The sequence below is a fragment of the Mycobacterium sp. PDNC021 genome (assembly GCF_048282635.1).
Lineage (GTDB): Bacteria > Actinomycetota > Actinomycetes > Mycobacteriales > Mycobacteriaceae > Mycobacterium > Mycobacterium llatzerense.
Map to the genome: position 1 here is coordinate 491,571 of NZ_CP182502.1, position 25,609 is coordinate 517,179.

Consider the following 25,609-nt stretch of genomic DNA (forward strand, 5'->3'; position numbering starts at 1 on the left):
AGGCTCAGCCTCCCTGCCTGTTGAGTTTTTGTGACCGACCTCTTCTCGGCCCGATTCGCGGACGCGGGCGCATGAGAGGAGGCCGTCATGGCCAGCACACTGCCCACCAATCCGTCCCTGGACAAGCTTCGCGTCGAAGCACGCACGCTGCAACGGGCGAACGGCATTGCCCTGCACGCCGCCCAGTTCGCCGTCGCCCGCAACTATGGCTTCACCGGGTGGCCCGCCCTGGTGCACTACCTTCGGCTGGCCGCTGATCTGAGCGTCGACGCGGGCGCCGTCGACGAAGACGCTCTCTCCCCTGCCGACCGCTTCTGCTCGTGGGCGACGTTGCGCTACAACGAATCCGACGCCCCACCCCGTTGGCAGTCTGCCGCCGACCTGCTCGCGGCCGATCCCGGGCTGGTTTCCCATAGCGTCTGGGCCGCGGCCTGCGCTGCGGATCCGGTCGCGCTCGCCGACCATCTCGCCGGGCGGCCGGCGCTCGCGAACGCCGGCGGCGGGCCCTTCGGTTGGGTACCCCTGATTTATCTGTGCTACTCACGTATCCCTTTGGTCGGCAGCGTAAACGACGTCATGACGGTGGCCACGGCACTACTCGACGCCGGGGCAGACCCGAACGCCGGCTATCTGTGGTGCGGCATGTCGACGCCGTTCACGCTGTTGACCGGGGTGTTCGGCGAAGGCGAACAAGGGCCGCGCCGTCAGCCCCGGCATCCCCACGCATCCGAACTCGCGGCGCTGCTGCTGCGCCGTGGTGCCCATCCGGTCGATCAACAGACGCTCTACAACCGGATGTTCCGCCCCGACGATTCGCACCTGGAGCTGCTGTTCGCCCACGGCTTGGCCGACGCCGGGCCGAGTCCGTGGGAACGTCGACTCGGTGAGGCGATGGAGACCCGGGAACAGCTGTGGCAGCGGCAGATTCACTGGGCCGCCGAGCACGGCTTCCGCGATCGCCTCGACCTGCTCGCCCGGCACGGCATCGACGTATCCGGTGTCAGAGTTGTCGTTCCGGCCTTTCCCGATGATCCGAATGCCCGCGACGACGAGGGCGCGACACCGCTGCACCAGGCCGCGTGGGAAGGCGACCTGCCGTTGATCCGGCGGCTGCTGGAGGCGGGCGCCGACCCGTCGACCACCGATACGCGGTTCGGTTCCACGCCGTTGGAGTGGGCCGAACACGCCTATCAGACCGAGGCCGCGGAGTTCCTCCGTGCCGCTTCCGGGCCTCCTCCGCACTGACACCTCCGCCGAATGGCCAGTTATCGCACGCGTTCTCGTGATTTGCGTGCGTCAACTGGCCACTCGCCGGGTCAACCTCGCGGCAGTGCCACCTCGTCGATCACGTCGGCGTACCACTGGAACAGCTTGATGCGTTGCGGGGCATCGCTTTTGCTCATCTCCGCCCAGCAGGCCGCGACTGCCGCGCGCGCCGCCGCACCGATCCACGGCTGCGGCAACAACTCCGGCGGCAACAGCGGATCGGGCTCGATGGCGCGGGTGAACTCGGCGGCCAGTTCGATCGCAATGGTCTGCTGCCGGGTCGGGGTGGCGTCCGGCAAGGCGAGCAGTGCGCGTTCCGCGACGGCGAGCAGCCGTCGGTGCCGCTCGGCGATCTCGTCCAGCGGCCAGATATGAGTGGCGAGGGCACAGGGCTCGATGATGTCGCCGACGGCCAAATCCGCAGTCGTCAGCGTGGTGACGTGCTCGGAGATTCCCAATTGCTCTGCCGCTGCGGATATCTCGCTATCCCAGTCGTTCGGGGAGACGTACAGGCCGCCTTGAATCGCGGCACCGCCGAGGCGCACGATGGCGTCACGCATCGCATCGCGCGCCGCCCGGACCGACTCCGGGACGGCGAACGCCACCACATGCCAGCGCCCGTCCCACGGAGCGTCGCCCCGGTCCTGGGCATACATGAATCGGATGTAGTCGCGATCCGGCGTGATGGTGCTGCGCAGCTCATCGGTCGCGCGCAGCACCGCCTTTCGGCCGCGCCCGTCCTGCGTGAACTGGCCGTCGGCGACCAGCCGCTTGATGCACAGCCGCACCTGCTGGTCCGTCATGCCGAGCTCGCCCGCGACGTCATACAGCGCGCCGGCGTCGATGGTCGCGTCGTCCCGCAGCATGCTCTCGACGAGGGTGCGGGTCGGCACCTCGATGGATTGGTCTTCCAACGGTCAGCTCCTTGCGCCCGCGGCACAATCGGCGGGGCTCCCAAGTCTAGGCACGCTCGTCCCGTTCGATGACGACCAGCGGCCGGTCGGCGGGCCGGTCGAGCTGGCGGGCGAGGTCCGCGAAGAACCGCCGCGCATCGATGACGGCATCGGGCGGATGTACCCCGGGACGTCGCGCCGTGCCGTCGACGATCTGCGAAAGCCCCATGGCGAGCGGGATGCCGGTGGCCCGGGCCATGTCACCGAACAAGCCCGCCGCGGTACCGGACAGGTCGAGATGGGCCAGCACCATGCAGTCGCGTCCGGAACTGACACCGGACACCGCGGCGAAGAACGGCGGCAGCGTGCCCGGTCCGTTGCTTCTCAGGGACAACGGGACAGATCGCAAGTAGCGCAACAGGTTCGGCTTCGCAAACTGCAACGCCGCTGTCTCGTGGGTCAATCGGCGCCGGTCGATGTCGCGGCGCAGCACGTCGAGATAGACCAGCGTCTGCGGCCGGATCACCATGAGGTTGACGGCCTCGCCGGTCAGCCCGAGCGTCCGCCGCAACGTGATGGGCTCGGGGTGACCGATCGAGTACGCGGTGCCGTGGCGGCCGCGCGGCAAGGTCAGCCCGATCGGGCGCAACGGGCGCTCGAACGTCAACTGCCCGGCCCGCACGGTACAAATCTTGCCGCTGCTCTGCAGCATCCAGTGCACGGCCGCCGCCGAGGGCCGCCCGTCCGGGCCCAGCAGCACCTCCCCACCGTCGCCTCCCGTGCCGGGCACGTCCACCGGCCACGCGGTGTAGACATCGCGCACCGTGTCGAGTTCGGCGGCCGCGGTCGCGGCGAGCAGATTGCTCACGCCCGGGCTGGCTCCCATGCCGATGACGGCGCAAATGCCTGCGGCACGGGCAGTTTCGTCCAGTTCGAGCATCTGCACCGTCGGTTCCCAGTCGTCGCAGATGTCGACGTAGTGCGTCCCGGTCGCGATCGCGGCCCGTAACACGGGGACCCCGAAGCGGTAGTACGGCCCGACGGTGTTGACGACGAGGTCGGCCGGCTCAAGCAGACCGCGGAGGGCCGCGTCGTCGGTGACGTCGACCTGGGCGGCGCTGATCCGCACCGGGGCGTCGGCGAGTTGTCCGCACAGCCGGCCGGCGGCGGCACCGTCACGGTCCGCGATGACGATCTCGTCAACCCCGGGCAGCTGCGCGGCGAGCCGGACCGCGACGGCACCCATTGCCCCGGGACCGCCCAGCGCGAGAATCCTCATCGGGCCTCCTTAGTGGCCGGTAGTTCCTGGACGTAGCGCCGGAGGTTGTCCAGGTAGCTGGGTGCGTAGATCTGCCGCGGCGCGAAAGTTCCTATCGCATAGGCCTTTACGCTGTCTGGATTGCGTTCCAGGTCGCCTCTGGCGAGGCTGTGCGATGCGTGCGGATAGGTCTGGACCGTCAGCAGCTCCGGCCGCACCAGTTCGCGGTAGACGCGCTCGGTTTCGGCCACGTCGACGTTCAGATCGTCCTCGCCGAGCTCCAGCAGTACCGGGACCGCGAGGCGCGACAGCGTGGCGCTGACGTCGGCGCGGTAGTTGCGGGCGACGAATCCCCAGCGGTCCGCGGACATCGGCGACGAGTCGATGTGCGCCACGCGGTACTGGCGGTAGGTGGCGCCGCCCCGCAGCAGCTGGTTCGTCCGTTCCCGGCGGTCGAGCGCCGCGATGAGTTCCGACTGCGGCGCCTGCCGCGCCCGCAGCTCGGCCCGCAGGTTGTATTCGCCCTGGCGCAGCCAATTGATCGCTGGGCCAACCAGAATCACGAACTGCAGGTCGGGTTTGCGCACCGCCACCTCGGGCACCACCCAGCCGCCCTGGCTGATGCCCCAGACTCCGATCCGGTGCGGATCGATGTCGGCTCGGGTGCGGGCCCAGTCGATCGCCACACTCGTCTCGTCGGCCCGGTCGGCCATGCTCTGGTCCAGCCAGTTGCCGGGAGCGCCACCGATGCCGGGCTTGTTCCACGACAACGACGCGTAGCCGGCCTGCGCGAACGATTCCCAGATGGGCCGGTAGACCGCGTCGCGGCTGGCGTCGGCGGGCCCGTCGCCGTGCACGAACACCACCAGCCCGAACGGTCCGGTTCCGGTTTTCGGCAGCGCCAGCACACCGTCGAGCGGTTGCACCGGCCCGGGGATGGTGACGTGCTGCTCGCGGATCGCGAAGTTGTTGGCGTAGAGCACCCAACCGCCCGCCGAGAGCAGCACCGCGACGACACAGCCCAGCGTGATCAGCGTGCGACGCACCCAGCCAGCGCGGCGACGAACCCGTTCAAAACTATCAGTCATGAAACGATCGTATCGTGACTGATAGTTTTGTGGCGGTGGCGTCAGCCACACCCGCCGAGCGGCCGGTTATGGCACGCGTTTCCAGGTTTCGCGCGCGATAACTGGCCAGTCGGCGGTCAGGCGAATTCGGCGTGCAGCTCGGGCAGAAAGCCGGCGAGGTGGTTCATCTCCTGCGCGCAGTGCACCAGCAGATCCCGTGGACGAGGCAGCTGACGCGCGGCAAGTACCCGAAAAGCGTGGTCCGCCAAGGACTTACCGGCACGGAAACTGACGTGCTGGCCGCCCATCCAGAATCGGGAGCGCATCTCGGCACCATCCGGCGTCGGCCGCACCTGATGTACCAGCCACCCGATGTCGACCGGGATGTCGGCCGAACCCAGCCGGGCCGCGATGGCCAGCCCAGCGTGCCCTTGGGACGTCGGGTCGACGAATTGGATTGCCACCGAACTGAGCGCCGACCCGAGATACTCCTCGACCAGCGACGTCCGGCCGACATAGGCGAGGTCGTCACGGCCGTCGCGCCATTGCGCCGACACATGCGCCCGGGGATGCCAGAGCTTGTAGCGGCGCGGATCGCAGCCGTGCCAGCCGAACCACCAGTCCCACATCTGCGGCGTCACGCCCGGCATATCAGTGCGCACGGCAACGGTGTAGCCGCCGTCCGACAGGCTGCCGTACCCGTTCTCGGTCTGCTGATAACCGTCCTCACCCAGCGGTTCATCGAAGTCGGGCAGCACCGGGCCGGCCTGCGGCCCGTGCTCGAGCGCCTGCACCACATGGCGGGGCAGCGCCGCCATGTCCGGGTTGAAAAACCTGCCGAATGCCGTGTCGGCGTCGTCGCCGCGATAACCCAGGTAGCTCATGTCCGACCCATCCACGCGTAGAAGCGACCGTCCGGGTCATATTGTGCGCGCACAGCGTCCAGTCGCGCCATGGCCGCATCGGTGGCGAACCGGGCCGGACGCGCCCCCAGGTTCTCGTCGGCCAGCTGTATCCCGGTGGCCAGGTGGGACATCGCCGCCATATTGGACCGGGCCCAGTCTCCGTACTTCTCGTCATCGGCGGGGTCGGCCCAGCCGGAGTAGAGCGCGAGATAGACCTCGTCTTCCAGGCTGTACGCCATGTCCTGGCGGGCGGGCGACGGACCCCAGTTCAGCCAGAGGAAATGCGACGGGTGCGGCGGCATGGTGTCGAGGATGTTCCGCACGCCCGGCAGCAGTTCGGCCGCCGAGGCCGACGTCCACATGTTGTCGGCGACGTAGCGGTGGTCGCTCAGGTAGTTACTCATCACTGCCTCGTACCAGGTGGGCAGGTTCGTCGGCGCGTACGGCACGGCCATCAGGGCGTGTGCCCGTGCCGGGCACGTATCCAGCAGTGCCACTGCATCTTTCGCTTCGTCGTCAGTATCGGCGAACACCGGCGAGGCCAGCACGATGCCGGGTGCATCCAGACCAGAACTGGGCATGGCCCGCGAGGCGACGATCTGCAGCTCCACCCGGCGGTCGACGTCGGCGCTGATCGCACGGGCCCACGCGTAGATCTCGTCGGCGGCCTCGAAAGGGTAGACGTAGAGGCTGCTGCCGCACACCGGCGGCTTCGGGTAGAGCCGCAGGTGGAATGCCGTCACCACACCGAAGAATCCCGGGCCCGATCCCCGTGCGGCCCAATATAAGTCGGGGTGATGCTCGGCGTCGCAACGGATCTGCTCGCCGTCGGCGGTGACCACGTCCAGCGCCAGCACGCTTTCACATGCCGGCCCGAGCACCCGGCTGTTCCACCCATATCCGCCCTGCAGCAGGTAGCCACCGAGCGCGACGCCCCGGCAGTGCCCGGACGGGAAGAACAAACCCTGCCGTTCCAGTTCGGTCGCCAGCACGCTGCCGCCCTTGCCCGGGCCCACGACGGCGATCATCGCGTCGCGATCGACCCGGCAGACATCGAGCCCGCTCACGTCGAGCAGCATGCCGCCGTCGCGTAGATGGTTGGCCGCCCAACTGTGCCCACCGGAACGGATGCCGACAGACAGGCCGTTCGCGCGGGCATACCGGACCGCCACCACCACGTCGGCACTGCTGGACGCCTGCACGATGATGTCCGGAAAGCGCTGTGGCACAAGCGCATTCCACACCGTCGCGCGGCGAGCCTCGTCATAGCCCGCATCGGTGCGGCGGAAATGTCGGACCTCGGCCAAAGCTGTCACCGCAATTCCTCACGCCTCGATGCCCACCCTCACCGAAACGTAGCACCAGGAATTATCCGACACGTCAAATTGGCAATGCGGGACCCTCAGCCCGAGCACAGACCTGCCCGCCGGCCGAGCTGCTGACGCTCGGCTGGTGGGCAGTCTGCCGTGGGACCTACCCACGGCAAGTAGCGATCACCCGTGCCGGTCCGAGTTGCGCACCCGCATCCCGAAGTACATCGCGTACATGCCCAGCACCGCGACCAGCACACCGCTGATCACGTGCGACCACATCACGCCGGCAGTGGGTCCGCCGCCATAGATCCATGGTGAAATCACCAGCCACACACCGAGAACCGGCAGTGTCCAGGTCATCCCATGGGTCCGGTCCAGCGCGCAGCCGAAGCACATGGCCAGGAACCCGATGGTGCCGCCCACGATCAGCGCGTTGACTGTCAGCTTGGCGGAGCCCTGGTAGCCGATGATCTGCGGCGACATCGCGACGTAGACCGCGGTGAGCAGGGTCAGCCCGAAGGTCGCCTGCGCCGCCATCGATTCGGCAACGCGGTCGTAGCGGGCCCGCAGCGCCAGGATGTCGGGGTGTTGATCTATAGATGAATGGACCGTAGTCATTTCATACCCCTTCCGTTACGCGGCAAGGGGTTCGGCCTCGCCGCACCCATCCATCACTGCCCAGGTTACGCGGATTTGGCACATCGAGAGCGCCCGGAGAAGGTCGGCCTTGGGCGGCTCCGATCGTGGCGTCCGACGGCCCTATTCGGCAACCAGCACTGTCCGCTCCCCGACCGGATTGCTCAGCGGCACAATGATCTTGCCGGGCATGATCATCATGGTGCAGACCATGCGCTCGCGGTCAGACCGGCGGCCGGACGTCAGCGTGACCGCCACGGACTGTTCCGTTTCCTGCACGGCGGCGTGCACCCCGTAGCAGTCGGGCGATCCGACCGAGATGTTCAGCGCCAACGCGGGTTCCGGGTCCAGCCGGCTCCAGGATTCGGCCGTCAGCAGGTGCGCGTCCAGGATCGCCGGATCATCGATGAACGTCGTTCCGGGCGACCCGGGCACTTCCGGCAGCGGCGTCGGATCGGCCGATGCCGGCGGCGCGATAACGACAGCCAGCAGCAATCCCGCCACCGACGTCCTCAGCCCCGCCCGGATCACTACTCCCCCACCCGGGCCACGGCGAAACCGTCCCAGCCCTTGGTGCCGACGGTCTGGATAGCGGCGGCCTGCAGACGCGGGTGATTGCCCACGAGCTCCAGCATGTCGCGCACTCCGCGGGCCTGCAGGTCAGCAGCAGCTGGTTCCAGCACCCGACCCATCCTGGTCACGTTGTCGACGACGATCACCGCGCCCGGAACCGCCAGCCGCACTGCCCATTCCACATAGGCGCTGTTGTTCTCCTTGTCGGCATCGATGAAGAAGAAGTCGAACTGCTCGCCGCGCTCCGCCAGTTGCGGCAAGGTGTCCAGGGCCGCGCCGACCAGCACCTCGACCTGATCGTCGATGCCGGCAGCCTCGAAGTTGGCCCGGGCAATGTCGGCATGCCGAGCGTCGTATTCCAGCGTCGTCACGCGGCCTGCCGCGCCGACGCCGCGCGCCAGGTTGATGGTGCTGTAGCCGGCCAACGTGCCGATTTCCAGCACCCGGGTGGCACCGCTGATCGTCGCCAACAGCGACAACAACTTTCCGTGCTGCGCGGACACTTCGATCGCCGGCATCCCGGCCGTCACCGCAGATTGGCGGGCTGCAGCCAGCGCCTCGTCCTCGGTGCGCAGCACCTGGTTGAACATCTCGTCAACAGTCTTCGGATCTGGTTCCGTCACAAAGCCAGGCTAGCGCGGGCGGAACCCGTCGGTGATCGGCCGATTCAGGCTCGCGGCAGACCCCCGACGACTTGAATGACGCCTATGTCGAATCACTTCACCGGGCTCAGCCTGGGTCCGCCGCTGGGCGACCAGCGGCTGGACCTCTGCGATCTGTACGCGTTCCAATCGCCGGCCGACCCGGCCCGCACGGTCCTGATCCTCAACGCCAACCCCAGCGCCGACGCCCTGCACCCGGATGCCATCTATCGGCTGGCCATCGACAACGACGGCGACCTCTGCAACGACATCGCCTTCAGCTATGTGTTTTCCGAGCCCAGCTCCGGCCGCCAGACGGTCGACGTATATCTCGCGACCGGCAAGGACGCCGAGTCACCGGAAGCGGTGGGCGACAAGATCTTCGAGGGCGTCGAGGTGTCGTTCGGCAAAGAGCCCGTGATCGCCGAGTCGGACGGATACCAGTTCTTCGCCGGCGCGCGCAGCGATGCCTTCTTCTTCGACTTCGACGGCATCAAGAACCTGTTCGACATCAGGGGTGGGCGCAATTTCACCGCACTCCATCTCAGCGGCGAGTTCCCCTGGACCGGCGTGGATTCCAACACGCAGGCCAACGTGTGCTCGATGGTCCTGGAACTGCCGACTGCGCAACTGGGCGCCGCGCCGGACATCCGGATCTGGGGCCGCTGCAGCGTGCGCCGAAACGGTGAGCTGCTCCACGTGGACCGCGCCGGGCATCCGTCGGTCAGCAGCTTCTTCAACACCGACGACACCAAGGAGGAGTACAACGCCAGCTTGCCGATCCATGATCGCGACCGCTGGCTGCCCATGTTCGTCCACCTACTGGGGCACACTGGCGGTTACTCGGACGAGGAGGCCGTCGCCGCTGTCGACGCCGAGGGCATCCTGCCCGACATGCTGACCTTCAACCCCGCCGAACCGGCCAGGTACCCGAACGGGCGGGTGTTCACCGACGATGTGATCGACTACCGCCTGGCGTCGTTGACCAAGGGCGACTGCCCACCATCAGGGCTGAGTCCACACGCCGACACCCTCGACGTCTTCCCGTATCTGGGTCCACCGCACTGATTTTCGCCCGCTCGACGCCCGCGAGTGTGCGCGAAATGCACGCCGAACACGGCGTGTTGCCGCACAGACACGCACGCTCGCGGGAGGTACCCCCAGCACGGCTCGCGGGAGGGGTTAGCGCACTCCCTCTTTGGCGTAGACCACCCGCAGCACGTGCCCGACCTCGGGACCCATGACCACGTCGGCCAGGTCGCAGAACGTCGCAGTAAATGCCGGCCCGTGCGGCGGCACCGCGGCAGAGAGGTGGTGAGCCACCTCGTGCAGCACCACCAATTCCCTTAGTGCCCAGGTTGTTTGGCGTTCAGGTACCGCGATGACCGCGCCGCAGTCGCCGGCTTCGTAGTGCGCGGCCGTCACGCCCCGGCGCGCCCGCACGGCCACCGCACCGGCATCGGGCCACCGCGCCGCCACTGCCGGCATGGTCAGCACCTGGTCGACGTAGCGGCGCACCGCGTCGACGGACCCGAACCTGGCCTCCGGCGGCAGCGTCAGCTGCGCTCCGAAGAACTCGACCGCCCGGTTGCCACGATCGGACGCGCGGTCGAACAAGGTGCGCACGAACTGCTCAGCGGCATACACCGCGGACCGTTGGGCGTCCCGGCTCATCGCTCCACCGGGTCACCTCTCCAGGGCAGTACGCGCACCGGAAAACTCGGGACTCGGCCCCAGCCGCGCCCGGCGCCCCGCGCGGTCCCCGGCCTGCCGCGCCGCCGACGAGTAGCCGGCAGACGCGCTCGTCGCCCGCCAGCTACCGCGGGCCTGCGACGTCTTCTTGTAGAACGAGACCAGCTCAAGGTCCTTGTTGCGCAACGCAACCGCGGTCCCCGGCCGGTCCGCGCGCTCGACCGTCGCCGCCTGCCGGGCCTCGTCCCGCGCGTCGACCAGCCGCTGCCCGACCCGCGCGCCGAACGCCAGCTGGAAGTTCAGCCGGGCGGTGATGGTCGGCGTCGGCCGGTGCGCACCGGTCGCGAGATACGCGTCGGACGACTTGACCATCTGCACCACCACACTGGCGTACAGGGCGTGCGTGGCGTCGATGTCCTCGGCGAACCCATAGGCGTAGACGAACGTCGAGTTGGACGCGATGTCGCATTTCACGTCGTTGGCCCGGGCGATCAGCACGAACAACTGCACGAACGTCCGCAGCCCCCGGGTACCGGCCTCCCCGATGGTGACGGTGCGCTGCACCGGCTCCTGCGCCGAGGTTCGGGTCGCCGCATGCGACCGCGCCACCGCCAGGTCGATCGAGGTGGTGGTGGCCAGCCGCTGCGCGGCCGCCATGAACGCTTCGGCCTCATGCTCATTGTCGGTGTTCTCGGCCTGCCGCAGCAGCGCCGCGATCCGGGCCAACATCTTGTCGTCACTCATCGTACCAACTACCCTGTCCGACAAGACCTTTCAGATACATAGTGCTTGTTTCATCCCCCATGGCGGCAGTGTACGACTACCGGCCGACAAATCCGTCCAGCGCGCTGACCAGCTGCGGAGACAGGGGCGCCTTGTTGGCGTAGTTGGCGACGTTGTCGCTGGGATCGTCGCGCAGGACGTGGCTGACGCCCTTCAGCGGGACCACGGTCAGCGCCGTGTGCGCCAATGCGTTGATCAGCGGCTGCTCCGCCTCGCAGAATGCCTGCACGTCTGAGTCGGAGCAGGTCAACAGCACGGGGGTGCCGTTCGGGATCTTCGCGGCGAGCGCCAGCGGATCGATGGCGTCCGCCTCCAGCACCGCCTTGGCGTTGGCGGAATTGAGGATCGCGCTCAGACCCTCGGGCAGCTTGGCCGGCGGGATGCCGGTGGCCCGTGTCGTCGCGACCGCCGCCGCCCAGTCCGTCATCACTTGGTCAGCCTGCTGCCGGGTCTTGGCCCCGGCCTTCACGTCGGCGTCGACCGAGGAGCGCACCCGATTGGTGATGACGTCCAGATACCGGCCGGCCAGCGGCTGCAGTAGTGCGAGGGAATGAACCTTCGGGGCACCCTCGCTGGTATCAGTGGCCAGCGCCAACGCATGCACCGTGCCTTCACCCAAGCCGTACACCGAGATTCGTGACGTGTCGGTGCCCTTTTGCGTGGACAGGAACCGCACGGCCGCCTTGGCGCCGGCGGTGTAGACGGCGCTGCCCACGTCGCGCAGGTTCTGCGCATGCGGGCCCACGCCGGTCTTGCCGGTGCCGACCTTGTCGTAGCGCAGGCTGTCGACGTTCTTGCCGGACAGATACTCCGCGAGCTGTCGCATGTTGCCGACCTTGCCGGCGACGGCGTTGTCGCCGTTGCGGTCGGTCTGGCCACTTTCGGAGATCAGCAACACCGACGGGGCCGCGGCGGCGCCGGGCACATGGCGGTAGCTGCCGTGGATGGTCAGTCCATCGGCGACGAAGCTGACGTCCTCATCGACCCAGTCGGTTGCCGGGGTGGTCGAACCACACGCGGCGACCGCCAGCACCGTCAGCCAAATCAGTAGGCGGACAACCCATTTCATGGGCACGCTCCGGTCATAGGCGCACTTCGATCCAGCTGACGACGTCGTCGAGCACCACTGCCTGCTCGGGCTCGTTGAACACCTCGTGGTACAGCTCCGGGTACACCTTCAGTGCCACGTCGGTCGAGCCGACGCACTCGACCAGCTTGCGGCTGCCGGCGACCGGCACCAGCTTGTCGGCCTCGCCGTGCACGACCAGCAGCGGCGCGGTGAGGGCGGCGGCGCGCTGCGGCATGGTCTCGCCGACCTCGATCAGCACCTTGCCCACCCCGGCGGGCACCTTGCCGTGGTACACGAGCGGGTCGGCGTTATAGGCCGCGACCACCTCGGGATCACGCGACACCGCGTCGAACGGCAGGCTCTGCGCGGGCAGCCCAGGAAGGATGGAGCCCAGCAGCTTCGCCGCCAGCGTCAACGGCAGGCCGACCTGGGACCCGGCGTCGACCGCAGGCCCGGACAGCACCATGAGGTGGTAGTCGTCGGGGTGCTCGACGCCGTACGCGAAGACGATCCCGCCGCCCATGCTGTGGCCGAGTACGACCCGCTTGAGTTCGGGGTATTCGGCGGTCGCGATGCCGACCAGGTGGTGGAAGTCCCCGGTGTATTCGGAGATGTCGCGGACCAGCACGCGCTTGCCGCCCGAGCGGCCATGGCCCCGGTGATCGAGCGCGAACGTGATCAGCCCGGCCTCGCCGAACCGCTGCGCCACATGGTCATAGCGGCGGGCGTGCTCACCGAAACCGTGGGACAGCACCACCACGCCCGTCGGGTCGGTATTGGGCACCCAGACGTCGTAGACGATCTTGGTGCCGCCGATACCGTCGAAGCTGCGTTCGCTGCGGGTGGTGGCCATGCACAGACAATATCTGGGGTCTGCCGTCGGCGCGTCCGTCGCCGCCGCGACTCCCGCCGGATGTCACACCCCCTGCGTACCCTGGGTCAGGTGAGTGTCCTCAGCGAATCCAGTGCAGCAGACACGTCATCCCGGTCACGCGATGCGTTCCTGGCCGACGCCCAACGGCACCGGCGCGAGCTGCTGGCCCACTGTTACCGCATGACCGGTTCCCTGCACGACGCCGAGGACCTGGTGCAGGAGACCTACCTGCGCGCCTGGAAGGCCTACGACAACTTCGAGGGCAAGTCATCGGTGCGCACGTGGCTGTACCGCATCGCCACCAACACCTGCCTGACGTCGCTGGAGGGCCGTCAGCGCCGGCCGCTGCCGTCCGGGCTCGGCCAGCCGGCGGCCGATCCGCAGGCCGAGATCACCGAACGCACCGACACCGCGTGGCTCGAGCCGCTGCCCGACGTGCATGACGCACCGGGTGACCCGCAGACCATCGTCGGCTCCCGCGAATCGGTGCGCCTGGCCTTCATCGCTGCGCTGCAACATCTTTCGCCGCGCCAGCGCGCGGTACTGGTGCTGCGCGACGTGCTGCAGTGGAAGGCCGCCGAAGTCGGCGAGGCCGTCGGGACGTCCACCGCCGCCGTCAACAGCCTGCTGCAGCGGGCCCGCGCCCAACTCGACGCCGTCGGCCCCAGCCAGGACGACGTCCTGGTCGCCCCGGAGTCCGATGAGGCGCGCGACCTGCTGGCCAAGTACGTCAACGCGTTCGAGTCGTACGACATGGACGCCCTGGTCGAGCTGTTCACCGCCGACTCGGTGTGGGAGATGCCCCCGTTCGACACCTGGTACTCCGGCCCCCGGGACATCGTCGAGTTGTCCCGGTTCAAATGCCCCGCCGAGCACCCGGGCGACATGCGGTTCGTCGTCACCACCGCCAATGGGCAGTCCGCGGCGGGCATGTACATGCGCAACCCCGAGACCGGCCGGCACGAGGCGTTCCAGCTGCACGTGCTGGACATCAAGCCGGGCGGCATCTCGCACGTCGTGGCGTTCATGGACCCGACGCTGTTCGAGAAGTTCAGGCTGGCTCCGCACCTCTGACAGCCGCCCGCGTTCGCACCCGCCGTGGTTTCCGCATGTCTACTCCTGGGGCTGCGCACTACTGCTGCTAGTTTTCAGCCCACTCGTACGACATGTTCTGATGCCATATACGTGCAGGTAGAGTGCCTGCCATAGCATCTTTCTGGAACGTGTTCTCGATTTATGGCTATGATCTTCGTCATGAAGACCAAAGGTGCTCTGCTGTGGGAAGTGAACTCCCCGTTCCAGGTCGAGGAGATCGACCTCGGTGACCCCGTCGCCGACGAAGTACAGATCCGGATGCATGCCGCGGGCATGTGCCACTCGGACTACCACCTGACCACCGGCGCCACCCCGATGCCGCTGCCCTGCCTCGGCGGGCACGAGGGCGCGGGCGTCGTCACCAAGGTCGGCAAGAACGTCACCGGCATCGAAGAGGGCGACCACGTCATCCTCGCGTTCATCCCGGCCTGTGGCTCCTGCCCGCCGTGTATGAAGGGCTTCCGCTCGCTGTGCGACCGCGGCGCCGTCCTGTTGGGTGGCAAGTCGATCGCCGACGGCACCAACCGCATCCATGCCCGCGGCAAAGAGGTCGCGGCCATGAACCTGCTGGGCACCTTCGCGCCGTACATGACCGTCCACAAGGACTCGGTCGTCAAGATCGACAAGGACATCCCGTTCGAGTCCGCGGCCATCATGGGCTGCGCGGTGCCGACCGGCTTCGGTTCGGCCACCAACGTGGCGCAGGTTCAGCCCGGTGAGTCGGTCGCCATCGTCGGCGTCGGCGGCATCGGCATGAGCGCGCTGCAGGGTGCGGTGATCTCCGGCGCCAAGCACGTCATCGCCATCGACCCCAACCCGTGGAAGCGCGAGCAGGCGCTGAAGTTCGGTGCCACGCACGTCTACCCGTCGATGGCCGAGGCCATCGCGCCGATGATCGACCTGACCTGGGGCCTGATGGCCGACAAGGTGATCATCGCCGTCGGCGAGATGAAGGGCGAGTACATCGAAGAGGCCATGATCCTGACGGCCAAGACCGGCACCTGCGTCGTGACCGGCATGGGCTCGATGATGGACGCCGACGTCAAGATGAACCTCTTCCTATTCACCATGTTGCAGAAGACGTTGAAGGGCAACATCTTCGGTGGCGGTAGCTCGCACATCGAGACCCCGCGCCTGGCCGCGCTGTACAAGTCCGGTCTGCTGAACATCGACGACATGATCACCCGGACCTACAAGCTCGAGGACATCAACCAGGGCTACCAGGACATGCTGGACGGCAACAACATTCGCGGCGTCGTCACCTTCGACGAGTCCGACTGGTAACTGCTTCTCGCGAGCAGACGCAAAAACCCCCAAAATCACTCGGTTGAAGTGCTCCCCAGAAGTTGGACCGAGAAATTCGGTTCCTTCGTCTGGGGAGTACTTTTTTGCATCCACAGTGTTCGTTGACTGAGGCCCAACGCAGTGTGGCGGTAGCGTTGTTCGAGCAGGGTCGGGGCTATGGTGCCACGGCGAGTTATCTGGGAGTGAGCCGTTGGGCGGTTCGCGATCTGCGTCGTCGATGGGTCCTGCACGGCAGGAAGGCGCTAGTGGCTAAACCGACCAACACGCAGTATCGGTTCGAGTTCAAGCTCGAAGTGGTGGGCAAGGTCGTCAACGATGGCGCGACTGCAGCCGAAGTGGCCATGGAGTACGGGCTGTCCTCGGACCAGCTCGTGCGATCGTGGGTGCGGTCCTATCGCCGACTGGGTGAGGATGGGTTGAAACCCAAACTCAAAGGGCGTCAACCCAAAAACGCCGACTCCCCGCCACAGGAGCTGACCGATCTGCAGCGGCTCGAGCAGGAGAATCTGCGGTTGCGGGCGGAAAATGCCTACCTAAAAAAATTGCGGGCCTTGATGGCGCACGAACAGCGGTGAAAGCCGCCGCTGTTGCCGCACTCAAGGCTGACCATCGGTTGCCGTTGTTACTGCAGGTCGCGGGACTGGCGCGGTCGACGTTCTACTACCACCAGGGCAAACCTGAGGTGCCCGACCCGCGGGCTGACCTCAAGACCGCGATCGCCGAGGAGTTCGAGGCCGCCTACGGCCGCTACGGTCACCGCCGGCTGCACACCGTGCTGACCAGACGGGGTTTTGTGGTGGCCAAAAAGACCGTGCTGGCGTTGATGCGCGAGCTCGCGCTGATCTGCCGGGTGCGGCGCCGCCGCCGCTACAACTCCCACACCGGTGAGACCGGGCAGATCGCCGACAACGTCCTCGATCGCGACTTCGCCGCCACCGCGCCGAATCAGAAGTGGGTCACTGACGTGACCGAGTTCCGGATCGGCGATCGCAAGGTCTATCTGTCGCCGGTGCTCGACCTGTTCGACCGATCGGTGGTGGCGCACTCCTGGTCACTGTCACCGAATCTGGAGTTGACCAACTCATCGCTGGCCTCGGCGATCGCCACCCTCGAACCCGGCGAGCGGCCCCTGGTGCATTCCGATCAAGGCTTCCAGTACCGGCACCGGTCCTGGCGTGGCCTGCTCAACGATGCCGATGCCTCGCAGTCCATGTCACGCAAGGGCAACTGCTACGACAACGCCGTCGCCGAGAACTTCTTCGGCCATCTGAAGTCAGAAATGTTCCACCACAACCGATTCGACACCATCGAGGACTTCACCGCTGAGCTCGATGACTACATCTGCTGGTACAACACCGAACGCATCTCCACAAAGCTCAAGGGCCTGAGCCCGGTCCAATACCGGGCCCAGGCCCTTGCCGCTTAAGCTCCAACCCTCAGAGTCCAACTTTCGGGGACCACTTCAGGTTTTGGGGGTTTTTGCGTCTGCTCGGCAGGTAACTACTTCGGCGACTCCACGGGCTCTGGTTGCGGCGGCGCGGGAGCGGCCGCTACCGGCCGGTTGCGCCGCGAACCGGTCCACCTGATGAACCCGTAGATCGCCCCGCCGAGTACCGCGAGCGGCAGCAGCCACGGCAGCAGGAACCCGAGCGCCAGTACCAGGTGAGAACCGAAGGCCCACAACGTATCCCAGCCATGCTCGACCTGCCCGAAGAACCCGTGATAGCGGACCGGAGCGGGGCCGCCCTGACGCTCGGCGGTGATCTGGACGTCGACCGAGCTATAGGTGATCTGGTCGCGGAGCGTGTCGCGCTGGGCCTGCAGGCTCTGCAGCTCTGCCTGCCGCGACGACAGCGCATCCTCGGCCTTGATCAACGCATCGGGATCCTTGGAGTCACGCATGATCGCCAGCAGCCGGTCCACTGACGTCTTCAACGCGGTGATCCGGGCGTCGAGGTCGACGCGCTGCGCGGTGACGTCGTCGGTCTTCACCTCGAGCGTCTGGACGGTCCCGAGCGCCTTGAGTGCGGCCAGCGCGGCGTCGAGCCCATTTGCCGGAACCCGCAGCACCAGGTGGACGCTCGCCCGGCCCGACGTCGACCCGGCGTCGTCCGAGCGCTCGTCGACGCGTCCACCCGCCTTGTCGACGAGCGCGGTCGCCTTGTCCGCCGCTACCGCCGGGTCCGCGGCGACCAGGATCAACGATGCGGTCTTGACGACGTCCCGCGCCTGATCGACAGGTGGCGCGGGAGCTTCCGGAGCCCCGCCCTTGCCGGCGATGCCGCTCGAGTCCGGGGCGCCGGCTTTGAGTTGTGCGGTCGCCGGCGCGCTGGAATCGGCATGGCGACCATTGCCGCCACATCCGGCGACCAGCCACAGCGAGGCGATCAACAGAGCGAGAAAAGCGACCGGCCGGAACCTCGTGCGCGTCATGCCATCCCAGCGTACGCAGCGTTTCACAGGAATTACCCGGCGAATGTGCAGCCAGACCGCGCTGCCCGTTAGATCCGCGATCTCCGTGCACGCTCGCGGCGGCATCGCGCCGTCAGTAGACGCAAAACTGCCCCTTCCCGAGGAAAGGGGCAGCTCTGTGTCTGGTCGCGAAGAAACTACTTCGGAGGCATCCGGATGCCGCCGTCGACGCGGACGACCTCGGCGTTCATGTACGAGTTGGTCAGCAGCTCGACGACCATGGAGGCCAGCTCTTCGGGCTTGCCCAGGCGGTGCGGGAACAGCACGGACTCGCCGAGCTTGGCTTTAAACGCTTCGGAGGCCTCTCCTTCCCCATAAATCGGGGTGTCGATCAGGCCGGGGGCCACGGTGTTCACGCGGATGCCGACTGCCGACAGGTCGCGCGCGACCGGCAGGGTCAGGCCCACGACGCCGCCCTTGGACGACGAGTACGCGGCCTGGCCGATCTGGCCGTCGAACGCCGCGACGCTGGTCATGTTGACGATGGCGCCACGCTCACCGGCCTCGGTGAAGTCGTTCTTGCTCATCTGGGTGGCGGCGATGCGGATGCAGTCGAAGGTGCCGACCAGGTTGATGTCGAGGACCTTCTTGTAGAGGTCCAGGCTGTGCGCCGACTCGAACTCGCCGTCCTTGCCGATGGTGCGCTGGGCCCAGCCGACGCCGGCCGAGTTCACCAGGGCGCGCAGCGGGCCGAGGTCAGCGGCGGTCTTGACCGCGTCGATGATCTGCTCGGTGTTGGTGACGTCGACGGTGACGAAGACGCCGCCGATCTCCTTGGCGAGCGCCTCGCCCTTCTCGGCCTGGAGGTCGGCAATGACGACCCGGGCACCCTTGGCGGCCAACTGACGGGCTACAGCCGCACCGATTCCTGACGCGCCGCCGGTGACGACCGCGCTAGCTCCATTGATATCCACGCCGACAGCGTATGCGAGGCCAACCACTGAGTGGGACGGACCTGGCAATGCTCAGGCAGCGTGCTTGCCGCTGCCCGATTCCGGGGCACGGTGTTTGCCGCCGGTCGACGACGGAGCACGGTGCCGGCCTGTTCCGGAGCTGTCCCCGTCTGCCGCAGCAGCTGACGAATCCCCGCTCGCGGCATTGTCTTTCGGCTTCGGGGACTTGGTGCCCTTGGGCTTGCCCGCTTTGCGCTCACCCTTGCCTTTGTCCTTGACCGCGGCGGCGGGCTTGCCGTCATCCGACGCGGCACTGTCCTTCGCAGCCCCGGCGACCCCCGTCGCTCCGGCGTCCGCGTCGTCGGCGGCGTGCTTGGGTTTGGCCGGTTCCTGGGTCCTCGGTTCCGGGCTCGGCGACTCGGTGGCGGGCGACGGCGCGGTCTCAGTCGACGGTTTGGTCACCGTCGCGGACGTCGTCTGCTTCCCGGTCTCCGCAGCGGTCCCCGCCGGCATGGCCGCGATGGCCGTCGGCGTCTTCGACTTGTTGGCCGTCGCGGTCGGCGCAGTGGCCGCCGTCGGCAGCGCGGTCGGCGCCTTGACGGCCGCGGTGGTGGACGGCAGCGCACCCAGACTCAGGAGATTTCCGCCCTTGCTGATCAGGGAGATCGCCTGCGAGATGGCGTTGGGCATCGACACCGGGCCGGTGAACGCGTGCTCGAATCCGGTGACCAGTGATGTGAACAGGCGCGGTCCCACCTTCGACCAGTCGATGTTCGGCAAGGTGCCGAATTGCACCGGCGTGGCCGCGGTGCTCAGGGTGCGCAGGTACTGGCCCGACGCAGGATCCCAGTACGCGTCCGAGTACCCCAGGTTCACCAGGCTGGTCAGGACCGGCGACAGTGCATTGCCCAACCGGTAGGCGGCGTTCCCGACGGGCGTCAGGCCCATGAGGTTCATCGCGTCACCCGCGAGGTAGACCGGCTCCAGCAGCGGCAGGTGGTTCGCCGCGGCCGTCAGGTAGATGTTGGTGTTGGTCTGGCCACCGTTCTGCAGATTGGTGACCATCGACTCCAGTTGCGTGATCAGTTGGCCGGCCGTGGTCGCCTGGTCGACGCCGCGCAGGATGTACGTCGGCAGCAGCCCCGCGGCCAGGTTGTTCATCAGCGTCACCGGATTCGCCCAGGCGGCGAAGTCCGACAGCGGCTGGTACTCGACGGTCGCGTCGACCTTCACCGGAACGAGGTTCGCGCCGCCCAGCGCCAGGCCGGTGCTGCCCACCGCCGTTCCGCCGCTGCTGGTGATCGCCACGTCCGGGGTGACGGCATTGATGCCCAACAATCGCAACACCGACAAGAACCGTGCCAGTACACCGCCATTCGCGCGGCCCGCGTTGTTGAGCAGAATCTCCGGCAACAGTGTCAGGCTGCCGGCTATCGACGTGGCACCCGAGTACTGGAGCCCGCCGGGCTGCGACGACAGCTTGGCCAGCACATCCCGGTACGCCGCACCGGCTGAGAACGCGCCCAGGCCGGTACCGACCACGATCGGGATCCGCACCGACCCGATGTCGATCGACGGGATCGCATTGACGACGCCGAGCACCGCACTGCTCAGCACACCCGTCAGCGCGCTGGACACGGTGCCCGACAGCCCGCTGGTGGCACCGGTGACGACGCTGCCGACCACGCTCGTGACGGTGCTGGACACGGTGGCGTTCACCAGCGTGCTGATGCTCGTCCCGCTGGTCAGGCCCGTGACGAGGCCTCCGATCAGCGGATTGAGCGCATTCACGACCGTGCCCGTCAGGTCGATCGCGCTACCCACCAGCGGGATGTAACTCAGCCCCAGGTCGCCGACGGCCGTGCTGATGGCAGTGGTCAACGCAGAAGTCAGCGAGGTGGTGCTGCCAACGGTGCCGTCCACGGTGCTGGTCAGGGCGCTGGTCAGCGCGGTCGTCAGCGAGGTGGTGAGCGAATTGGTCAGGGTGCTGGTGAGCGCACTCGTCAGGATGGGCGTCAGGCTGGTCGCCAGCGCGCCGGTGCCCAGCGCATTGGTCAGGTTCGTCGCGAGCGCGTTCTTCAGGGTGTCGGTGCCGAGGGTGAAGTACGCCGTGTTGTTGACCCGGTCGGCGATGGCCGTCTCGGTGCCGGGCGTCCAGCCGAGGTCGACGCCCAGCAATCTGGCCAGGGTGAAGGCCGGGCCGGCGGTGGTCACGGAGATCGCATTGCTCTCGACGAGGCTGCCGAGGTTCAGCCCGGCCAGGTTCAGTAGCGAGCCGACGCCGATGTTGCCCGCGGCGTCCTCGAAGCCGGCGGCCTGTAGCAGCGGATTCACCAGATCACCGAGATTGCCGGCGACGATGCCACTCAGCGCGCCGGCGAGGGTGCCGCCGAGGCCGTTGGTGAGCGCGCTGCCGGACAGGCTGCCGGTCAGACCGCTGGTGATGCCGGTGGTCAGCTGACCGATCAGGTCGGTGGCGACGAGGTTCGCCACCGTCGTGGCGAGGCCGGAGACGTTGACCAGACCCGAGAGGTTCAGCGGTATCCCGAGGATGGGCACGGTGATGGACAGTCCGCCCAGCATGGTTTGCAAGGGCGCAACCAGTGCGCTCACCAGTCCCGTCTGCAATGTGTTCAGGAAGCTCGTGCCCGTCAGGCCCGAAAGGGCGCTGCCCAGCGCGGCACTGACGGCCGCGCTGATCGCCGAACTCAACTGCGACGTCGTGCCAGAGCCCACTTGCGAGGTCAGGCCGGAAACCAGGTCGGGGCTCAGCAGATTCAGCAGCGACGGCACGTTGATGTTGCCGACGTTGGCGTTGAGGACGTCGGTCAGCAGGCTCGGCGGGATCTGCGCCAGCAGTGTCTGCAGGGTGACGGTCGGCGGCCGGCCGAACTGGTTGACCAGCGCCGGCAGCACGGCGTCGACGGTGTGCTGGAACGCTTGGTAGGGCGTGGTGGCGGCCGTCAGGTTCACCGCACGCTGACTCTGTGCGAGCAACGCCGTGGGCGTGGGAGCCGGCGCGACGACAGCGGTGGCCGTGGCCGTCGCCGCCGCTATGCCCAGCAGCGCCAAACGTGGTCCGCGTACGTCGAGTTCGCGATGATTACCGCCCATGTGCCCCGCCCCGTCCCGCAATATTGACTGCGACGACAGGACGCTAACACCGACGGAACAGCAATTTCCGCGGAATTGACGGTTGTGTCATATGGCGACAAGGGGTGCCACCGGGTCAGCAAACGTGCCGGCGGCCGGCGGGGACTACTGCGGGCAGATCAGGACCCGCTCGTGGAAGTGCCAACTATCGATGTTCACCCAGTCACCGGGGTTGCCCGGTACCGATCCACTCGAATCCAGTTCCGGGATGTACACCTGGTTGATCCGCGCGCCGAAGCCGAAACCGGTGTTGTTCTTGATGCCGCCGGACTGCTCGATGGTCCAGTTCACCATGCCATCGGTATAGGTAAAGGTCCTGAGGAGCTGGAGGTCTTTGCCGATGCCGAAGCTCTTTTCCCGCTTGAGCACCATCGGTGTACCGTCCACCGGCACGCAGCGTTCGGCATGCGCCTGCGGAGCCGGCAACGACACCAGCCCGGCCATCAGCGCGCCCCCCGTCACAACGGCGGCGACTGAATGTTTCACGTGAATCCTCCCCGCAAACCCGACGGTCCCTACTGTAGCCGCGAATTCGCTCCGACTCACAGGGTCCGCTCAGGACAACCGCCCCAGGACCGTCGCGGTCCACCGCCGCAACGCGTCCGCCTGCGATCGGCTCATGCCGTCGAACACCACCGAACGCACCAACTCGGCGTGCCCGGGCGCGGCAGCCTCGAGCGCATCCCGCCCGCCCGCGGTGAGGGTGACCACGGCGGCGCGCCGGTCATCCGCGGACCCGGATCGCTCGATCAGACCGCGGGACCGCATGCGCGTCAGCTGGTGGGACACCCGGCTCTGCTCCCACCCCAGATGGGCACCGAGCTCACCCATCCGGCAGTCCGGTAGCTCGCTGAGCGCGACCAGTACGTCGTAGTCCGCCAGCGACAGCCCGTGATCGCGCTGCAGCTGCCGGTTGAGCTCCGTCTGCAATCGGCCACTCATCGCCAGATACGCGCGCCACAGGTCCTGCTGGTCGTCGGTCAGCCACATGAAATATATGACACATCATTTATGTTGTGCCGTCCAGTAGCGACACCTAAGCTCACCGACAACGACAGGGGACCACATGGCCGAAACAGTCGACATCCGGCGCGCCGCCGACCGCGACGCCACCCGCATCTCGTGGCTGGATTCCAAGCACTCGTTCTCCTTCGGCGGTCACTACGACCCGGACAACACCCACCACGGCCTGCTGCTGGTGAACAACGACGACCGCGTCGCCCCCGGCTCGGGGTTCGAGACCCATCCGCACCGCGACATGGAGATCGTCACCTGGGTGCTGCGCGGGTCGCTTGTCCACCAGGACTCGACCGGCAACTCCGGCGTCATCTACCCCGGACTGGCCCAACGAATGTCAGCCGGACGCGGCATCCTACATTCGGAGAAGAACGACTCCTGGCGCCTCACCGGAGCCGAATCACACAGCGAACCCGTGCATTTCGTCCAGATGTGGGTGGTTCCCGATGAGTCCGGCAAGACGCCCGGCTACCAGCAGCTGGAGATCGACGACGAACTGCTGCGCGGCAAGCTCGTCACCATCGCCTCGGGCATGCCCGGCCATTCCAATGACACCGCCATCACCATCGGCCAGCGCAACGCCGCACTGCACGGCGCCCGGCTGGAGCCGGGCGACAGTGTCGAACTGCCGTCGGCGAAGTACCTGCACCTGTTCGTGGCGCGTGGCGAGGTCGCGCTCGAGGGCGCCGGACCGCTGCAGGAAGGTGACGCGGTGCGGCTCACCGCGTCGGGCGGGCAGCGCGTCACCGCCACCACGCCGGCCGAGATCCTGGTGTGGGAAATGCACACCGATCTGTCCGGCTCATAGCCCAGCGCAGTTGGCCCCGCCCCGGCCCCGGTCGGCGGCGGGGCCAATTGCACTGTCCACCAAGGTGATTCAACCGTCACCGCCCCGTGATGCGGGCGTGACCAAAGTTGACAGAGTGTTTGCTGTGGCTACGCTGAAGGTCGTTGTATCGGACCGGAGGAAGGGCCACAATGTCGTTTCTCGGGCCGATTCCCCGACGCGACACCTTCCGTCGCGCACGGAAAATCCTCAGGCGCACAGCGCTTCTGACCCTGACCGCCGGCCTGGTCGGCACCATCGGAGTACCGGCGGCGCACGCCGCCGACGGCCGCGCTCTGCTGGTCAACGCCATCACCAACTACCGCGGCAGCTTCCTGGTCTACAACTTCGGCGGCGACCATCCCGCACCACTGCTCAACGCCGCGGGCAACTGGTACGAATCGGGCAACGGCGGGCACCTGACCGTCATCAAAGCGGCGTCCCAACGCATGAACCCGCGGCTACTCGTCGACTCCCACCGCGGCATCCAGTCCCGCTGCGAGCGCGATCCCCGCGCCCGCACCGGCGAAGGACTGTTTCAGGCCTCCGAGATCTTCACGCCGCTGGAAGCCTGGCAGGCGCTGGGCCGGCCCACCATCGCGGTGAACGCCAACTTCTTCGACATCCGCGGTCAGCAGGGCGGGTCGTGGACCTCCACGGGATGTAGCTCGCCGCTCGGCGCCTACGTCGACAACACCCGCGGCCAGGGCCGCGCCAACGCCGCGGTCACCGGCACCATCCCCTATGCCGGTAAACAGGGCCTGTCCGGCGGCAATGAGATCTGGACCGCGCTGAGCACCATGATCATCCCGTCCGACGGCGCCCCGTACGTGATAACTCCCAGCAGCACAAACGATTTCAACGCCGCGACCGGAGCGATCAACAATCTGGTGAACCAGGGCGCCCGTTTCGTCGCGGTCAGCGGCATCGGCCTACTGGCACCAGGCGACACCAGCCAATTGAACGACGGCGGCCCCAGCGCCGCCCGCACCGCACTGGCCTACGTGCGGAGCCGCGACGAGATGTACATCTTCCAGGGCGGTAGCTACACCCCCGACCAGATTCAGGATCTGTTCCGGGCACTAGGCAGCGACACCGCCATCCTCCTGGACGGCGGTGGCTCGTCGGCCATCGTGCTGCGGCGCGACACCGGAGGCCGCTGGGCCGGGTCCGGCACCCCGCGCGGTTCCTGCGACACCCCAGCGGTCCTATGCGACTCGCGCGAACGCGCGCTACCCGGCTGGCTCGGCTTCGCTTGAGGCGTCAGGCGTCAGGCCACTCCACCGGTGCCGCTCTCGGCACCGGAATCAGCCTCGGCGCCAGCGCTTTTCGACTGCTGCTCGGGCTTGGGGCTGCCGGCCCGGGACGTCCCGTCTCGGCCCGCGGCCTGATGCGGCTCATCCTCCGCGCCGTCCGGCGCCGACACCGACCTCCCGTCATCGGTCTCGAGATCGAACGCTTCCCGGCGTGCCTGCGGATCGGCCTGGGGATCGGCCTCCGTATCGGCCTCGGGCTCTTCTGTCTTGGGCTCGCCGTCGGGGTCAGCCTTGGTCTGTTCCTGTGGCTGCTGGGCCAGCTGCTCGTCGGCCTTGTCGTTGTTGCCCGCCGACTGTTCCGGGCCGTGGTTTTCGTTCTTCGCGGGCAGGTCCCTGACACCGGCCGAGTTGAAAGACAGCAGCGCCGGCCTCGGAGCGGTCAACGGAATCACGGTTACGACCGGCGCACTGACGGCGCCGGCGTTCGCCGCCGGCAAGCTGCTCGCCGGACCTGCGCGAGACCGATCAGCGTGCCCAGCAAGTCGTTGCGCAGACCCCGGCCAGAGAAATACGTAGCTTCAATCACCAGGCGCGCGCCGCTCGTCTGATTGAACCCAGGTAC

General features: G+C 67.4%; 26 protein-coding genes. 8 read left to right on the plus strand and 18 right to left on the minus strand.

Annotated elements, in window-relative coordinates:
* The first annotated feature begins 87 nt into the window (after positions 1-87).
* On the plus strand, positions 88-1,245 hold the full coding sequence (locus tag ACNO8X_RS02240; protein ID WP_418003974.1) for an ankyrin repeat domain-containing protein: 1,158 nt from the start codon (positions 88-90) through the stop codon (positions 1,243-1,245).
* A 71-nt stretch (positions 1,246-1,316) separates the two neighbouring features.
* Here the strand turns inward: ACNO8X_RS02240 and ACNO8X_RS02245 are convergent, their stop codons facing one another.
* From ACNO8X_RS02245 to ACNO8X_RS02280, 8 genes are all read right to left on the minus strand, one after another.
* Positions 1,317-2,132 carry a PaaX family transcriptional regulator C-terminal domain-containing protein gene (locus ACNO8X_RS02245; protein WP_418005741.1) on the minus strand — a complete coding sequence of 272 codons (816 nt, stop codon included), beginning with the start codon at positions 2,130-2,132 and terminating at the stop codon, positions 1,317-1,319.
* A gap of 94 nt (positions 2,133-2,226) precedes the next feature.
* Positions 2,227-3,438, minus strand: coding sequence for a saccharopine dehydrogenase family protein (locus ACNO8X_RS02250; protein ID WP_418003975.1), 1,212 nt, complete (start codon positions 3,436-3,438; stop codon positions 2,227-2,229).
* Positions 3,435-4,505 (minus strand): alpha/beta hydrolase family protein, encoded by a 1,071-nt coding sequence (locus ACNO8X_RS02255; RefSeq protein WP_418003976.1) that lies wholly within the window; start codon positions 4,503-4,505, stop codon positions 3,435-3,437. Before ACNO8X_RS02255 ends, ACNO8X_RS02250 begins: the two co-directional genes overlap by 4 nt.
* Positions 4,506-4,621: 116 nt before the next feature.
* Positions 4,622-5,368 (minus strand): DAPG hydrolase family protein, encoded by a 747-nt coding sequence (locus ACNO8X_RS02260; protein WP_418003977.1) that lies wholly within the window; start codon positions 5,366-5,368, stop codon positions 4,622-4,624.
* Complete coding sequence (locus tag ACNO8X_RS02265; protein WP_418003978.1) at positions 5,365-6,705, minus strand: FAD-binding oxidoreductase; 1,341 nt, start codon at positions 6,703-6,705, stop codon at positions 5,365-5,367. The genes ACNO8X_RS02260 and ACNO8X_RS02265 overlap by 4 nt, the downstream gene beginning before the upstream one ends.
* 177 nt (positions 6,706-6,882) lie before the next feature.
* Positions 6,883-7,320 carry an SPW repeat protein gene (locus ACNO8X_RS02270; RefSeq protein ID WP_260934478.1) on the minus strand — a complete coding sequence of 146 codons (438 nt, stop codon included), beginning with the start codon at positions 7,318-7,320 and terminating at the stop codon, positions 6,883-6,885.
* 141 nt (positions 7,321-7,461) lie between these two features.
* Positions 7,462-7,842 carry a hypothetical protein gene (locus tag ACNO8X_RS02275; RefSeq protein ID WP_418003979.1) on the minus strand — a complete coding sequence of 127 codons (381 nt, stop codon included), beginning with the start codon at positions 7,840-7,842 and terminating at the stop codon, positions 7,462-7,464.
* A gap of 26 nt (positions 7,843-7,868) precedes the next feature.
* Entirely contained in the window at positions 7,869-8,501 is a 633-nt protein-coding gene (locus ACNO8X_RS02280) for an O-methyltransferase (protein WP_418005742.1), read from the minus strand.
* A 117-nt stretch (positions 8,502-8,618) separates the two neighbouring features.
* On the opposite strand from ACNO8X_RS02280, the gene ACNO8X_RS02285 reads away from it, so the two are divergent.
* Positions 8,619-9,620: a DUF4331 family protein gene (locus ACNO8X_RS02285; protein ID WP_418003980.1), complete on the plus strand. Its 1,002-nt coding sequence runs from the start codon at positions 8,619-8,621 to the stop codon at positions 9,618-9,620.
* Between the two features lie 114 nt (positions 9,621-9,734).
* Here ACNO8X_RS02285 and ACNO8X_RS02290 read toward each other — a convergent pair whose 3' ends face one another.
* The 4 genes from ACNO8X_RS02290 to ACNO8X_RS02305 form a co-directional block, all read right to left on the minus strand.
* Positions 9,735-10,226, minus strand: coding sequence for a TIGR04338 family metallohydrolase (locus ACNO8X_RS02290; RefSeq protein ID WP_418003981.1), 492 nt, complete (start codon positions 10,224-10,226; stop codon positions 9,735-9,737).
* Positions 10,227-10,238: 12 nt separating this feature from the next.
* Positions 10,239-10,988 (minus strand): DUF2786 domain-containing protein, encoded by a 750-nt coding sequence (locus ACNO8X_RS02295; protein WP_418003982.1) that lies wholly within the window; start codon positions 10,986-10,988, stop codon positions 10,239-10,241.
* Between the two features lie 76 nt (positions 10,989-11,064).
* Positions 11,065-12,096 carry a hypothetical protein gene (locus tag ACNO8X_RS02300; protein WP_418003983.1) on the minus strand — a complete coding sequence of 344 codons (1,032 nt, stop codon included), beginning with the start codon at positions 12,094-12,096 and terminating at the stop codon, positions 11,065-11,067.
* A 13-nt stretch (positions 12,097-12,109) separates the two neighbouring features.
* Positions 12,110-12,949: a lysophospholipase gene (locus tag ACNO8X_RS02305; protein ID WP_418003984.1), complete on the minus strand. Its 840-nt coding sequence runs from the start codon at positions 12,947-12,949 to the stop codon at positions 12,110-12,112.
* A 60-nt stretch (positions 12,950-13,009) separates the two neighbouring features.
* Between ACNO8X_RS02305 and ACNO8X_RS02310 the strand changes: the two genes are divergently transcribed.
* From ACNO8X_RS02310 to ACNO8X_RS02325, 4 genes are all read left to right on the plus strand, one after another.
* Entirely contained in the window at positions 13,010-14,044 is a 1,035-nt protein-coding gene (locus ACNO8X_RS02310) for a sigma-70 family RNA polymerase sigma factor (RefSeq protein WP_418003985.1), read from the plus strand.
* Positions 14,045-14,224: 180 nt separating this feature from the next.
* The gene (locus tag ACNO8X_RS02315) at positions 14,225-15,349 is read left to right on the plus strand and encodes an NDMA-dependent alcohol dehydrogenase (RefSeq protein WP_043391875.1); all 1,125 of its coding nucleotides are present in this window, start codon (positions 14,225-14,227) and stop codon (positions 15,347-15,349) included.
* Between the two features lie 266 nt (positions 15,350-15,615).
* Positions 15,616-15,945 (plus strand): helix-turn-helix domain-containing protein, encoded by a 330-nt coding sequence (locus ACNO8X_RS02320; RefSeq protein WP_418002669.1) that lies wholly within the window; start codon positions 15,616-15,618, stop codon positions 15,943-15,945.
* Complete coding sequence (locus tag ACNO8X_RS02325; RefSeq protein ID WP_418003986.1) at positions 15,942-16,796, plus strand: IS3 family transposase; 855 nt, start codon at positions 15,942-15,944, stop codon at positions 16,794-16,796. Before ACNO8X_RS02320 ends, ACNO8X_RS02325 begins: the two co-directional genes overlap by 4 nt.
* Positions 16,797-16,870: 74 nt before the next feature.
* On the opposite strand, the gene ACNO8X_RS02330 is transcribed toward ACNO8X_RS02325, so the two are convergent.
* From ACNO8X_RS02330 to ACNO8X_RS02350, 5 genes are all read right to left on the minus strand, one after another.
* Positions 16,871-17,803 carry a DUF4349 domain-containing protein gene (locus ACNO8X_RS02330; protein WP_418003987.1) on the minus strand — a complete coding sequence of 311 codons (933 nt, stop codon included), beginning with the start codon at positions 17,801-17,803 and terminating at the stop codon, positions 16,871-16,873.
* A 176-nt stretch (positions 17,804-17,979) separates the two neighbouring features.
* Complete coding sequence (locus ACNO8X_RS02335) at positions 17,980-18,756, minus strand: SDR family NAD(P)-dependent oxidoreductase (RefSeq protein WP_418003988.1); 777 nt, start codon at positions 18,754-18,756, stop codon at positions 17,980-17,982.
* A 51-nt stretch (positions 18,757-18,807) separates the two neighbouring features.
* On the minus strand, positions 18,808-21,849 hold the full coding sequence (locus tag ACNO8X_RS02340) for a hypothetical protein (protein WP_418003989.1): 3,042 nt from the start codon (positions 21,847-21,849) through the stop codon (positions 18,808-18,810).
* A 144-nt stretch (positions 21,850-21,993) separates the two neighbouring features.
* Positions 21,994-22,374, minus strand: coding sequence for a hypothetical protein (locus ACNO8X_RS02345; protein WP_418003990.1), 381 nt, complete (start codon positions 22,372-22,374; stop codon positions 21,994-21,996).
* A 69-nt stretch (positions 22,375-22,443) separates the two neighbouring features.
* On the minus strand, positions 22,444-22,878 hold the full coding sequence (locus ACNO8X_RS02350; RefSeq protein ID WP_418003991.1) for a MarR family winged helix-turn-helix transcriptional regulator: 435 nt from the start codon (positions 22,876-22,878) through the stop codon (positions 22,444-22,446).
* A gap of 76 nt (positions 22,879-22,954) precedes the next feature.
* Here ACNO8X_RS02350 and ACNO8X_RS02355 point away from each other — a divergent pair, with 76 nt between their 5' ends.
* Both ACNO8X_RS02355 and ACNO8X_RS02360 read left to right on the plus strand, forming a co-directional pair.
* Positions 22,955-23,713: a pirin family protein gene (locus ACNO8X_RS02355; RefSeq protein WP_418003992.1), complete on the plus strand. Its 759-nt coding sequence runs from the start codon at positions 22,955-22,957 to the stop codon at positions 23,711-23,713.
* A gap of 170 nt (positions 23,714-23,883) precedes the next feature.
* Complete coding sequence (locus tag ACNO8X_RS02360) at positions 23,884-24,990, plus strand: phosphodiester glycosidase family protein (protein WP_418003993.1); 1,107 nt, start codon at positions 23,884-23,886, stop codon at positions 24,988-24,990.
* An 11-nt stretch (positions 24,991-25,001) separates the two neighbouring features.
* Here ACNO8X_RS02360 and ACNO8X_RS02365 read toward each other — a convergent pair whose 3' ends face one another.
* Positions 25,002-25,430, minus strand: a complete 429-nt coding sequence (locus ACNO8X_RS02365) for a hypothetical protein (RefSeq protein ID WP_418003994.1) — start codon at positions 25,428-25,430, stop codon at positions 25,002-25,004.
* Positions 25,431-25,609: the final 179 nt, after the last annotated feature.